We start from the raw sequence: 12,444 nt of genomic DNA, 5'->3' as shown, positions 1-12,444 counted from the left end.
GTGCCGTTCAACGTGCCATAGAAATAATGCCGTTCACGAGCTGGCTGAACATCTGCGCGTCTCCCTGTGTGAATTCGGGCGTTACGATGTACGTGCCTGCGACTGTGACGGCCGGCGTGTTGGTGACTTCAAGACCCTTCTGCGTGACAAGCAACGTTTCGAGATTCACCCGCAGTGCATCGGCGTGCTGATGTACCAGCAGAGGAACAGAAACAGGGACGTGCGCCGCCTGTCCTATACGGTCGATACCCGCCCAGTTTCGGGTCGCAATGCTTTTATCCTGCACCCCGATGAACGATGCTTCCATAAAGTTATGCACGTAGGCCGGATAGTATTTCTGGACCGCGAGGAAGCTGAGTGCGAATTCAAGGCCGTCCCCTTTGTTGACCAACGGCGTGAAAATGAAGGCCTTGCCCGCCGGCAACGTCGCCTCCAGATTTTTGAAGAACTGAAAGTAAGACCGTGAGAAAGGACAGGCGGGCGAGAAGAAGACCCGCACCGTTTCCTCATCTCCGGCGACAGGCTTGACCTGGAGGTAAGGCTTAAGCTCGTCCATCCCTTGCGGGACCTTAGCGAAAGCAGTGGGCGGTGCAATGACCGTCAGCATGGCGAGCAGCAAATGACGTCGTTTCATCTCAAGCGGCCTCCTCTTGAAGGAATTTGATTAGGGTGCCAACCTTTGCCTGTTCGATAAACGATGACAGTTCGACGTTCTCTCCGTTGTCACGCGCGCGGCTGTGTGCATCAATTGCATCCGACACTGCCTGGAAGCTGAGCGCATGTTCCTTTGCGAGCCTGACCCGCAGACCCGGGTGCCGTTCCGCGTCGGGGTTTCCCTCTACTCTCGACATAGTCTCGGGCAAAGTTGCACCGTGACTTTGCACCGCTCTCACCCCACCAACTGCAAGCGGCTCAAACGATAATTGCTCGCACGCCACTTTGTAGATATGTGACACGTCCACATTCGGCTCCTTGATCAAACGCTGAATATCCGGGGTGACGACAATTCCCTCGATGACCGGAACCTTGCCCGCAGACTTTCCGTTGGGCACCACCTCCGCGACCTCGCCGCACAAGTCGATTCCGTTCGTTCTGATCCAGTCACGCTCCCCACTCGTGATCTTCCGCGTTTCAACCTCGCCGTCATATCGACTCAACAGCCGTTGGGCGAGTACAAGCTTGAGCGCTGCGGCGATTTTGTAGGCATAGTTGGCGCGGTCTTCTGGCGGTGTCATGTCGAGCATGCGGGTCACAGCCTCCGCCGCGCTGTTGGTGTGAAGGGTGGCGAGAACAATGTGTCCCGTCGACGCGGCCTGAAGAGCAATATCGAGAGTTTCCAGGTCGCGTATTTCGCCGATCTGGATGATGTCCGGATCGCTGCGAAGCGCAGACCTGAGCGCCCGGGGGTATGTGATGTTGCCGCCGATCTGAACCTGTTTGATTGGACCGATGCCCCGCAGTGCGATTTCGACGGGATCCTCGACCGTATGGATCGCTGAACTTCCGTCATTGCGTACACAAAGCATCGCGTTTTGCAGCGTCGTCTTGCCCGATCCGGTCGGCCCCGTAGTAAGAATCAAGCCGCTCGGCAGATGGAGCGCAACCAGGATCTCCTTCATCAGTACATATGAGATTCCGATGTCGTCCAGCTGCGGCGCACGCTGTGCATCGAGCAATCGCGTGATGAAAGCGAAGCCGTTGTAGGTCTTCGTATATTCAACGCGGACATCAACGTTGTACGTCATCTCGTCTTCGAACAACTTCAGACCATGAAGTGCCGAAAAATGATCGGGAAGAGACAAGTCGAATCGCGTCGACTCGATATCAGGGGTGGTTGCCCCCTGTGGTGTTCCCGCTAGTTCGAACAGCTTGGTTTCCCATCGTGAAGCAGCGTCATCCGTCTCATAGCGAAGGCGGAAATTCCTGAAGCCATCCGGCGTACGAATGTTCACAAATATATGAGGACGATTGCGTAAACCTCGCCCTGAGATATGTATGTCGGAACACCTGTAGACAATGGCCCATGTATAAAGACTTCGTATCAGGCGTTCTACTGGGGCCTTGTCGCTCGATCCTTCATCGATCAGCATGATCGAGCGGCGCTCAGCCTTGTTAGTCATCGCGGCAATTTGCGCATCAATTTCCGCGAGTCCAGGTAGGGATGCGAACAGCTTTTCGTGTGCTGCGTATTGCGCACTCATGAGGTTCATCCGTCTGTAGGTAGGAGACAGTCATCGACCGCGATAAGCCGACGTCGTTCGAAAGGTCTATCACCATGGTCAAGCCGACTCATCCGCTTGTCTCAAAGCGGAAATACATCGCAGGATCGGCGGTCGTTATCCATAGGCGTATGGAATAAATAATAATTGGAGTCCATCCGTGAACTGATTATAATTCACCGGTCAAACCCGTGCGAACAACAGCATGTACGATAAAACAAAGCAAACCCACCATCAAATCCGCGACACTCACGACGGGCGTTCACCGCGAGGTCCCGTTCGGGTTGTGGCGATCAAGGTTTGCACGGCCAGTGTCTTCTCAGGACTGTTCGCAATCTTCGGCATCGCATCTGCGTCTGCAGAGGATCTTCTGAATGTCTTTAGTCACGCTGTTGTCGATGGGACGGCAAGTGCTCCGCTACCAGACATTCCCACTTTCCAGAACGCGATCAGGATCGTGCAGCAACGTACGGGCAGCGATGCTCCACTCGCGATTTACGCGGAGCGGATCACGAGGTTCCAGAATCAACCTCGGTGTGGCCGTGTTGTCTTCATGATTGGACAGCCTGCTACACACAAGGCATGGAAAGACATGGGCGGACAACTGAATATCTGTGAAGATGGCGGTCCGCCGCTGCGTATGTGCCCGGGAAAACCGGACGTGCTTCTGCCCGTCGATGCGATGTGCCCCGGGGGCACACGCCCCGTCGATACTCCCGAAGTGACAGCTGCGATTCAGCAGGCGGTCGCACAAGGCAGTTTGACTCCTGACGCCTTTGCTGCGCGTGAGCGGGCTCTGCGTCCCGCCTCTGATGCATTTGCCACGCAAGGGAAGGGAGTTCATCAGTGAAACGCGCGCTCCCGCTCATCGTGACGTTGTTCGCGCACGTAGTTTGCGCACAGAACGCGGCGAACGTCGCCGCAGGTCAGTCGTTCGCGAATTCGATCGCGCCGAGTTCGCCATCGCAGATCGTGAATCCGTCAGGCGTCAACGCGTCGGCTTGGGGTAGTCAATCGGGTACGCCGACCTCAGTCCCAACAGGGCTAGGCGGGTTTTCTTCGCCCAACACGAGTTCGACGCTTCTCAGCACAGCGAAATCAAGCAGTCTCACCCAGATGGGAAATCAGGCGATGACCGATTGCGCGAACTATGTGCCGGGCGCTGACCCGTATCAGAACCAGTACTGCGCGGCCGTGAATTTCCTGAACAACCAGTGCATGCAGCCTACGACTGGTGAAAAATCAATTCTGGGAAATACCGGGACCACACAGGGATCGGCATCCAATTGCGCAGGTAGCTATGGCGCCGGCCAGTCCCAGTTCGGGTTTGCCGATCAGGAAACGTCGAACGACAACATATTCAACCCGATCAGCAACCTCGGGACGAATGCTTCTGGCGTGATGCAGCAAACCTGCAAGTCACAGGCAGTAGTGACACAGCCTGCCCAGTACGCCAACAACACCTGCATTGTCTCAAGGGACGCGGAATCAGACGGGTGCACACAGCAGTTGAATGTCAACGCAAGTGCCGCGAATACTCCGGCAACCCTCGGGCAGGTCGGTTGTGTGTCGCCGTGGATTACCCTCTATTCCGGTGGAGGAACAACGATGGGTTGCCTGATCGTTGCAGCCGACAGTAAGAATTTGCATACCGGTGATACGTACGACGGTTTGATCATATTCCAGAAGGATTCCGTAGACGCCTATGGCCACGCGGAAAAGGATGGGTGGGACGGCTATGACCACGAGTGGCAAGACTGGGTAAACTCCTATAGCGGCGGCAATCCATCCCACTGTGCCGGGGCGGGTACCCCGTTGAACTGCTTCAAGGAGGCGTTCGCCGATGCAGGCTTTAACCACTATACAGACACTGGAATCGCAACCGAGTGGTACAGCACCGGGCAAGGCTATGTTTGTCCCACCGGTGCAACTCTGAGCGGCTCCAATTGCGTCGCGAAAACCTTTACGTATAACTGGACGGACAACTGCGGCCCGCTCACGGGTGGTGCAGCGCTGCCGACGCCATCGCAATGATGGAGAGCCAGCCATGTTGAGACGTCTTGATTTTCGCCGCCTAGTGCTAGTTGCGCTTACCATTCTTCTCGCCCATGCGGAGACTGGATATGGTCAGGCGGCCTGCACCCAGATTCCGGGGTCGCAAACCTGCGTCGATGCAACTCCCTGCAAGACGATGGCCAATGGCGTGCAGGTATGTCTCGATAACGCATCGCTGCCGACAGGCGCCCAGCAGGTCCCCTATAGCTGCTGGCAGTACACCTACCAGTACGCGTGCCCAGGGGCAACAACGAACACGTGCGGCCAGTATCAGAGCAACCCGGCATGCGGCGTCCTCTCCAGCGTTTGCAACGACACGATCGCCGAGACAGGCGAGTGCGACGAGTGGACGTACACGTACCAATGTCAGACGCAGGCACAGCAGGTATCGTCACAAATGCAGTGTTCTAACGGACTGTTCGATACATCGCAGTTCACAGCGCCCGCGAACCAGAACAACTCATTCGTCTATGCCGCGGTCGGCCTTGAAGCACTCGGCGAGGGGCAGAACTACACGAACGGCCAGACACTATTTTCAGGAGTTGCGGAATCGTGCCGGAAGGGCTACGGCGGCATCCAGAATTGCTGCAAAAGTTCTCCGGGTGCCCAATCGAATTCGGTGATCGCGAACATCGCCCTGGGCGCCACGATGTCTGTTGTCAAATACGTTGGCGAGAAGGCCATAGATATGGCATCGCCCTACGTGTTTGACTTCATGTACCAGGCGGGCCTGTTTGGAGATGGTGCATTTCAGATCGCCTCGACTGCAGCGAGCACGGGAGGGACAGCGCTTGCTGCTGGAGGTCTGTCGGTCGGAGCCTACGGGTTCACGGTTGGGACGGGCACCATGTCCGCAGGGGTCCTCGGCGGGAATATCGAACTGATGAGTGGGGCAGACGGCTATCTTGCCTTCAACCCATATGTCTTCGCCGCGATGGTTGCCATCCAGATCATTGAGAACCTGATGAACTGCTCGCAGGCAGAACAGTTACTCGCGCTTCACAGAGGCGAAAATCTGAGCACTTTCATCGACGAAACATGCTCGAAAACCGCGCTCGGCTCGTGCATACAGCACGTCGATAACTTCTGCTCCTTCAATTCACTGTTGTCCGAAACCATCAATATTCAGGGCAAGACCCAGCTTGGTCTACCTCTCGCGGACTGTAAGGGACTGACGCCTCAACAGATCACCAAGATCGATTTCAGGAAGATTGACTTCCGCGCGTTTGAACAACAGATCGTGCAGCAGGCTCAGCAATACATGCCCAGCAGCGGCGATATGAGCAAGAACTACCAACCGGTGATGCAGGGAGCCGGAAAAGGTAGCTCACAGAAGAGCACGAATTCCGTCCTGCCAACCTATCCTTCCAGTTCGCAATAGAAACCATGAAAAACGGAAAAGAAATCCTGACCAAAGCTCTTGTGTCAGTCAGTCTGGTCGCCTTCATTGGTACAGCTTGCTTCGCATCGCTGCTGTATGTCGGTAAGCACGCGCTCGAGAAGGATTACAAGCGCCAGTCGGATGAGCTTGCGAAGAACGAGGCAGAGCTTCGTCGGTTGAAAAAGGAAGGAGACACAAACGCTCAGAAACTCGCCGAGGCTCAGCAACAGCTTGATCGGCTTCAGCCCGACAATCAGAAAATGAAGGACAGTATTGGCGCGTTCGCGATGCAGGCGGCGACCTGCGACACGCTCAAGCGCACGTTGAATATCAAGGAGCCGGGGGTTTGAAGATGAGACTACCTTTGATCGAGCTGATTTCCGCTGTCCTGCTATGCGGAGCGTGCCAGGCTATTGCCGCTCCGGTCGAGTTCGACACGGACAGAGCACACGTCATCGTCGTCCGCCCGCTCGATGTGTGGTCTGGCGACCGTTCTGCGCTGGAGTCGTCGATGGAGTCGCTTACCCATCACAGAACTTCATACGACATCACGCTAGACGGAAAGCGCTACCGCGGCAGCCCGAACGTATTTCAGGGCGTTAGCGACAACCCGGTCACCGAGGGTGTTGAGACCGCGCTCGAAGGCACTGATACGCGATTGGTGAGCAACGATCGGTACTGGTTTCACGTTCGCTTCTCCGCTACGCTTCCCGCTACAGGCTACAGCGCCTTCGCCCGTGCTCAGTCAGAGTTCTATCAACGTCATGTGATGCGTGCGGGTGACCCGCGGTCGCTGTCAGGCCGCACTAGCGTACGAAAGTTCATCGGGGGCGCTCTCTCCATCGGTTCGTTGCTGATTCCTGCCCATGTGCTGGGTGTGGGCGACGGTGCGCAAGTAATGCTCAATTCAGGAATTCCGGACGCGATTGAAAACTTACCAGGACCAGAAAGGGCAGCGCTCACTCCGGTGGAGCTGCCAGATCTTGATCTCAGCGCCTACACGGTGCTTGATGTCTGGCGAGTCGACTTCAAACCGGATATCCAAGGCGAGATCCTCATCGCCTATCGTGGCGATAAGACAGCGGACGCCGAGCGCGACGCGCTGGTCAGGGCGATTGTGACGCTGACGGGAGCAGACACGACGCCGGCAGCTGTCGAGCAGTCCCGCCATGCAGATTTTGAAAAACGCGTCGCCATTTGGGACGCTTGTGTAACCAGCGGTAAATGCCAAAAGGAGGCATCGAATGACTCAGCAGAATAACGACGACAAGCCGTCTGCACTGAAGCGGTTTGGCAAGTCTGTAGCAAAGAAAAACGGCTTCTGGACCTGGCTTGCATTTATAGCGATCGCGATCGCAATGGTCGTGACATTTTTGCAGCAATCTGGCCATTGATGAATGGAAACGCGTCGCTTTCAGGCGACGCGTTTCAAGGAACACGCGGTGTTGCCTAGCCAGCGGACGACGTCGTCAACGTTGATTCGCGGTACATGCGGTGCATACATTGCGCATCGTTAGTGTAGGTTCAATGACGAGGACAACCTTTGATGAAACTTGAAATTGCTATTACTGCCGCGACAAGTGCTCCCGCACCTGATCTGCCAAGCCATCTGCTTCCAGGTGCAGGAAGCGACCGTGCAACGTTTCGCGTCGTGACGGGCGAGGTCCCTGATCGCCAAACTATGACCGAACTGCTGGGCGAGGCGATAGTCGATGCTTACTTGACCGACTACAACGAAGAGACTGGCGAAGGCCACTTTGTTGTGGTTGACGGCGACGCACCGGAAGTGGGCGCGGTTATCGATCTTTCTGGCGAAAATGTCGAATCGCTGGAGTTGCGCGATCTTGATCACATTGCCACCGAGGACCACATTGACGCCGAGGTTGACGTCTATCCATCGATGAACATTGAGAAGTACTACCATAACCTAGATCGTCATGACTGGTACTTTACGTTCTCAGATGATCCGTCGGTCTATAAGCAGGGCAACAAAGACAATGAGCGAATACACGGGATTGCACGCCAGCACGGGCAAGACTACCTGGCGCTTTTAGAGGCGTTCTCCAAGCACCATTTTTCGGGGGAGCCGTGGGGAACCGCGCGCTGGGACAAGCCTGCTCGCCCCGTCAACGGCGTACTGGTCCTACCGTCTGCACCGGAAACGGCTGAGGAAGAGCAAAGCCGTACGCCGGTTGGCGTTGCCGAAAGTGAGTTTCTCAATTCCTTCACATTCGCTCCTTCGCCAGAAGATGCGCACACACCTGACGGCAGCCACGCCGTCAAATTTGTCGATGAGCCAATGGACCCCGGTTTATCGCACAAGGCTTCGTTAGTTGTCGCTGGATACGAAATTCCGAACCCGCACGCAATAATGTTTGCCACCCATTCGGCTATTGCAGTCGTTCCCGCTGCTGTTCTGGTTACGCTTCACAAACCGCTTTCGGCCGTGATCGTGGCCGCAGTCGGCATGGGCTTTTTCCACCTGCGAAATCTAGTAGTAAGGTTTGAAAATGCTCGCGGTCTTCACGTGCAAACGTGATGAAAAAACCAGTGGACTGTTGCGCAGCGTGGCGCGCTGTTTCTGTTGCGCGCAATTTGACCGTGGGCCTTGAACTGCCGTCGATGGATGCCCGAAAGACGCAACACCGTAAAACTTACCAATGTTGTTGATAACTTTACTTATGTAAAGTACTACTAACTTTTATACGAATCTTGGCTATGCGTGAATGTTGCACCCACGACGACACTGATAGCATTGAAGTTGACCAGGATATCAACTCTCCGGAGTCGCTGGAACAGTGGATGGCTGGCGCTACGCGTGAAGAACTCATGCAGCGAATCCGCGACTCAGCATCGCGTGAAATGAGCCAGGAAGAAGCTTTCCTCCCGGCAGTTAAGTGGCTCTCTGGTCGTCTTGGTAACGCGTCGGATCACTATCGCGAGATTCATGGCGTGACGAGCGAACTCGATCTGATTGATCCGTGCTCGATCGTTCAGGTCCTGTTGGAGCTCGCACAGCAAGGCGCAAGGGTCAGCGCATCTGACGGCGAGGTCATGCAATTTCTGAGCGACTATCGCCCGGATCTGGTTGCGCAGTTAATCGCGTATCGGAGGCATTGCTTCACACGCCTGACAAACGACTGGCCTGAGGCCGCTCGAGCGGAGCATCTTCGTAATACTCTGGTCGACCGGATTAACTGTGCTGTCCGAACTGGGTACGCACATCTGCCCTCTATCCAATATTGGGCCGGTCTGCTGGAGGTGTACAGCCCGCACCAGTTCGACATTCTTGCGGAACATGAATCGATCGAACGGGACACAGGCGAAACGGAATTTGCCGAGGGGCGATCTTGTGGCCTCGCGGGCATCTTTCCCGAGTCGCCCTACAACCGGCAATCGTTTAAGGACGCAATGTGGTGGCAAGGACATCTTAAGGGTTCCAATGAACGACGGTGGAAACAACTCATTGGCAAACCGAACATAACGGCGGAGTGAAGATGACCGCATATGCATTGAGAGAGATTCTGCTTTTTGCCGCAATTGGTTTTCTCGCGGCTGTGCTTCAAGGCGGGGACTATTGGCTGTGGATGGGTATTGCCGGCGGGGCGTATCTGGCGCTTGCGCTCCTTTCGTCGCGGGCGTTCAATGCGGCGGTTAAGACGGGGTTTGTCAGCCGGTCGGCCAAAAGTCGCACTGCCTTTGGCGTTCATCCTGAATGCAAGTCGCTGTGGCTGGTCCGGCGGCATATTCTTGCGACGCCGTCTACCCGGTTAGCGGTGCCCGCATCGAAACGGAATAACTAAAGAATGGCCCGGCCTTGTCCATGGGCCAGCTAGTTGCAATTTGAAGGATGAAGGGGAGATTTGAGAGATGACAGACTCGACGTACGAGACGCTGCTGGCACAACGCGCGACTCTTGAAAAGCAGATCGAGGCAGCAAAGAACGCCGAGAAGTCGGCAGTGGTGAAAAGTATTCTCGAAAAGATGAATGCCTACAGCATTAGTCTCAGTGACCTAGCCAACGCCGCCCGGCGAAAGAGTCGAAGGCGCGCGGAAATCCGCTACCGTGATCCATCCAGCGGCGAAACGTGGTCCGGCCGAGGTAGGCCCCCGCGCTGGATCGACGGGAAGGATCGCACTCCGTTTCAGGTTTAACCGTCCCCGCGAGGGTTCCTCCTATGACCACCCATCGACAAAAGTCGGATATGCCCGAAATCACCGCGTGGGTGTCGGACCTGCGGGATGCATTCGGTGTGGAGGAAGTGAACTCTATCATTCGCCGCGGCCGCGACGGGGAACCGGTCTTCTTCGCGCAAGAGGGCGGATCATCCTACGGCACACCGCTGCCGGCGGGTAACGGTTGGGACGCCGCTGGGATCGACGCACGCCGTGTCGATCCCATCCCGACCCGCGCGTCGATAAAGCGTTAGCATTTCGCAGAACTCCTGCTTCTGCTGTCCCAAACAGGCGTCGTACAGATCTGCCGACAACCGGTTAGCCAAGATAGTATCGAAGCTAGGCCGGCGCGCTTCAGCATCCGCTGCGAGCGGATCCATTCTGAGCGACCGCGGCGCAGAAAGACCCGAAGACTCCGACGCGTCGTAACTCATTGCCCTTCAGGCAGCGCGCCGCTCGAGCGCTGTAATCCGAAAGGTGCGCTTGCACGCCGGACAACGATACTGACGGATGCGGTGCTCCACCGGCAGGTGGTGTGTTTCGCTCGCGAAGCCGTACAGCTGCATGGTGCCCTCCCACGCGCACTTAGGGCATACCATCGGCGGCGCCTGCGGCTTGGCTCCGAGCTGCGCCAGACGCTCGTGGACTCCGGACGGATCGAGTTCGAGCAGCCAGCGACGGAACTTGGGCACCCAGTGGCGGCTAACCAGCAGCGTCGATACGGCAAGCTCTTCGGCGGCCTGTGTGTACGAAAGCGGCTGCGAAAGCAATTGCACGAACCGCGCGAGCCGGTCTCGATGCCGCATGCCCGAGAGCGGCGTGCCGGTGAGCCGAGAGAACACCTTGCCGCACTGCGTGCAGCCGTATTGCGGCACGCCGCGGCTGTTGTGTGCAGGGTTGACGTGTGATTCGCCACACCACGGACACGCCGGGCGCGGCTCGACGTCCGGCGCATACGCGCGCGTGATCGCATCCATCAGGAAGTTCGTGAGCGCTTTGTTCTCCCGGTCCGGCAAAGCATCGGGTTCTACACGCGAGCGCTTCCCCCACACAGGCCGATCCGCCCGCACGACTGACGAACGCGCCGGCAGCGCACCGATGTCCAAGCGAAGTTTGCGCGGTTGAATGCGCTTCGGCGCGGGCGGGGCCAACGGTGCCACCTCCGTGTTCGGCGGCAGCGCGAACGCCGGGGCGCGGCCCTGCCGCGACTGATTGCGCAGCACGGTATTCGCGACATCTTGAATGATGATCATGTCCAGCACGATGCCGAGCGCTTCGAGTTTCAGCCGCTGCAACGTCGCGCCGCACGTCGGGCACAGGAACTTGCGTGTGCGATCAATGTTGAAGCCCCCATGGAGCACCGCGCCGCTATAGTGGCACTCGTAGCAGGTCGTGCGCGCCGCAAACCGGACCCCCAGCCGCACGCGCGCCTCCCAGACACCATCGGGATCAAGTTGCAGCAGCCACTGCCGGACCGCTGTAACCCAGCGGCTTACAGCGCCTCGTCCTGCGCCGAGGTCATCTGCAACGGATTCAATCGATGTTTGCTGTCCGAGCCACGGAATCAGGTACCGCAGCTTCTCTGGGCTGCGTAGGCGCGCAAGCGGCGTACCGGTACGCCGGTTGAAGCCCTGCTTGCACGACTGGCAGCCAAAGCTGGGACTCGCCCGCCCCCGGCTGGAGCGGCGCGAAAGCAGTACCGTATGGCGGCTACCGCAGCGCGGACAGGCACAGGGCTTCTCCGAGAGCGAGAACGCCTCTTCCCACGCACGCTCGACGTACGCGGTGAGCCCAACGTCCTCGTGATCTGGCACCGGCGCGCGTGCACGCGAGAGCGGCACCGTCGGTTCAAAGACTCGCACCGCCAACTTCACCTCATCATCTCTCGTCCGCTTAACCATGGCTCGCCTGGCCCTATTGTTGAATCGTGGCATTCTTCATCGGCGCGCTGGTGACCCGAACGAAAGCCTTTCCAGGCGCGAGCACCTGCAGTGCCGGTCGTTGTCTGGAGTTAGAAGGTCACCCACGTCGCCCTGTTCCGGGCGAGGTCGTCCATGAGATAGCGCACCGTTTCCGCGTTGACTCTTGTTGTATTGACGATCCCCTGCCCCGCCGGCTTGCTGCCGGATCAGATCACGCGCAATCATATCCTAGGGGTAGCCTGCCCGACCTGCGGCGTGCCCAGCGCAAAATTGTGCGGGCCGAGGAATGCGTGGGTCGTCACATACCCTGCAAACACGCGTGCATCGGTGAGCTTTTTCAGGAGCGCGCGGACGGTGGGAGCCCGGTCTCTGGTCCACGAAACGCATCGTGACCACATCGAAGCTCCGAAGGTGCCATTAAGATATTTGCACCCGCCTCGACGCGATGGCCTCCGAATATCAGTCCGCTCTCTTCGATCTGGCCGAACTGTGTGCCGGCGATCGCGTCAAGCATCTTCTCGGTCGGCGCACTGTGCTCGAGGCAGATAGCTGGCCAGATTCCTGTCGCGTCGACAGTTCCTTGCGCTCCTCGATCAGTTGCAGCGCCGGATCCGGCACCGGTCGCGCGGCCGGAATGGGCTGGACCCGGAGTGGCAGTCTGCGCCGGCCGGACGATATCGCATAACGGATG

The 12,444-nt window shown here is 57.5% G+C and carries 14 protein-coding genes; 11 read left to right on the top strand and 3 right to left on the bottom strand.

Annotation, left to right across the window (positions count from 1 at the left end):
- Window positions 1–7 precede the first annotated feature (7 nt).
- Window positions 8–634 carry a thiol-disulfide isomerase gene (locus tag M0D67_RS35720; RefSeq protein ID WP_266241789.1) on the bottom strand — a complete coding sequence of 209 codons (627 nt, stop codon included), beginning with the start codon at window positions 632–634 and terminating at the stop codon, window positions 8–10.
- Window position 635: 1 nt separating this feature from the next.
- A complete protein-coding gene (locus M0D67_RS35715; RefSeq protein WP_266241787.1) occupies window positions 636–2,201 on the bottom strand; it encodes a GspE/PulE family protein in 1,566 nt (521 codons plus the stop codon).
- 223 nt (window positions 2,202–2,424) lie between these two features.
- Here M0D67_RS35715 and M0D67_RS35710 point away from each other — a divergent pair, with 223 nt between their 5' ends.
- From M0D67_RS35710 to M0D67_RS35660, 11 genes are all read left to right on the top strand, one after another.
- A complete protein-coding gene (locus M0D67_RS35710) occupies window positions 2,425–3,069 on the top strand; it encodes a hypothetical protein (RefSeq protein ID WP_266241785.1) in 645 nt (214 codons plus the stop codon).
- A 266-nt stretch (window positions 3,070–3,335) separates the two neighbouring features.
- Window positions 3,336–4,253: a hypothetical protein gene (locus tag M0D67_RS35705; protein WP_266241783.1), complete on the top strand. Its 918-nt coding sequence runs from the start codon at window positions 3,336–3,338 to the stop codon at window positions 4,251–4,253.
- Between the two features lie 13 nt (window positions 4,254–4,266).
- The gene (traN, locus tag M0D67_RS35700; RefSeq protein WP_266241781.1) at window positions 4,267–5,655 is read left to right on the top strand and encodes a conjugal transfer protein TraN; all 1,389 of its coding nucleotides are present in this window, start codon (window positions 4,267–4,269) and stop codon (window positions 5,653–5,655) included.
- Window positions 5,656–5,660: 5 nt separating this feature from the next.
- Entirely contained in the window at window positions 5,661–6,005 is a 345-nt protein-coding gene (locus M0D67_RS35695; RefSeq protein ID WP_266241780.1) for a hypothetical protein, read from the top strand.
- The gene (locus M0D67_RS35690; protein ID WP_266241778.1) at window positions 6,002–6,916 is read left to right on the top strand and encodes a hypothetical protein; all 915 of its coding nucleotides are present in this window, start codon (window positions 6,002–6,004) and stop codon (window positions 6,914–6,916) included. The genes M0D67_RS35695 and M0D67_RS35690 overlap by 4 nt, the downstream gene beginning before the upstream one ends.
- Window positions 6,900–7,049: a hypothetical protein gene (locus tag M0D67_RS35685; protein ID WP_266241776.1), complete on the top strand. Its 150-nt coding sequence runs from the start codon at window positions 6,900–6,902 to the stop codon at window positions 7,047–7,049. Before M0D67_RS35690 ends, M0D67_RS35685 begins: the two co-directional genes overlap by 17 nt.
- A gap of 152 nt (window positions 7,050–7,201) precedes the next feature.
- Window positions 7,202–8,194: a hypothetical protein gene (locus M0D67_RS35680; protein ID WP_266241774.1), complete on the top strand. Its 993-nt coding sequence runs from the start codon at window positions 7,202–7,204 to the stop codon at window positions 8,192–8,194.
- A 173-nt stretch (window positions 8,195–8,367) separates the two neighbouring features.
- Window positions 8,368–9,150, top strand: a complete 783-nt coding sequence (locus M0D67_RS35675) for a hypothetical protein (RefSeq protein ID WP_266241772.1) — start codon at window positions 8,368–8,370, stop codon at window positions 9,148–9,150.
- 2 nt (window positions 9,151–9,152) lie between these two features.
- Window positions 9,153–9,458, top strand: a complete 306-nt coding sequence (locus M0D67_RS35670) for a hypothetical protein (protein ID WP_266241770.1) — start codon at window positions 9,153–9,155, stop codon at window positions 9,456–9,458.
- A 67-nt stretch (window positions 9,459–9,525) separates the two neighbouring features.
- A complete protein-coding gene (locus tag M0D67_RS35665; protein ID WP_266241768.1) occupies window positions 9,526–9,810 on the top strand; it encodes an H-NS histone family protein in 285 nt (94 codons plus the stop codon).
- A gap of 23 nt (window positions 9,811–9,833) precedes the next feature.
- A complete protein-coding gene (locus M0D67_RS35660) occupies window positions 9,834–10,085 on the top strand; it encodes a hypothetical protein (protein ID WP_266241766.1) in 252 nt (83 codons plus the stop codon).
- A 186-nt stretch (window positions 10,086–10,271) separates the two neighbouring features.
- Here the strand turns inward: M0D67_RS35660 and M0D67_RS35655 are convergent, their stop codons facing one another.
- Window positions 10,272–11,693, bottom strand: coding sequence for a DUF746 domain-containing protein (locus M0D67_RS35655; protein ID WP_266241764.1), 1,422 nt, complete (start codon window positions 11,691–11,693; stop codon window positions 10,272–10,274).
- Between the last annotated feature and the right edge of the window lie 751 nt (window positions 11,694–12,444).

Origin of the sequence: Paraburkholderia sp. SECH4, from assembly GCF_030511745.1 — a bacterium.
Taxonomy (GTDB): Bacteria; Pseudomonadota; Gammaproteobacteria; order Burkholderiales; family Burkholderiaceae; genus Paraburkholderia; species Paraburkholderia madseniana.
This window is presented reverse-complemented; position numbering and strand designations above follow the sequence as displayed.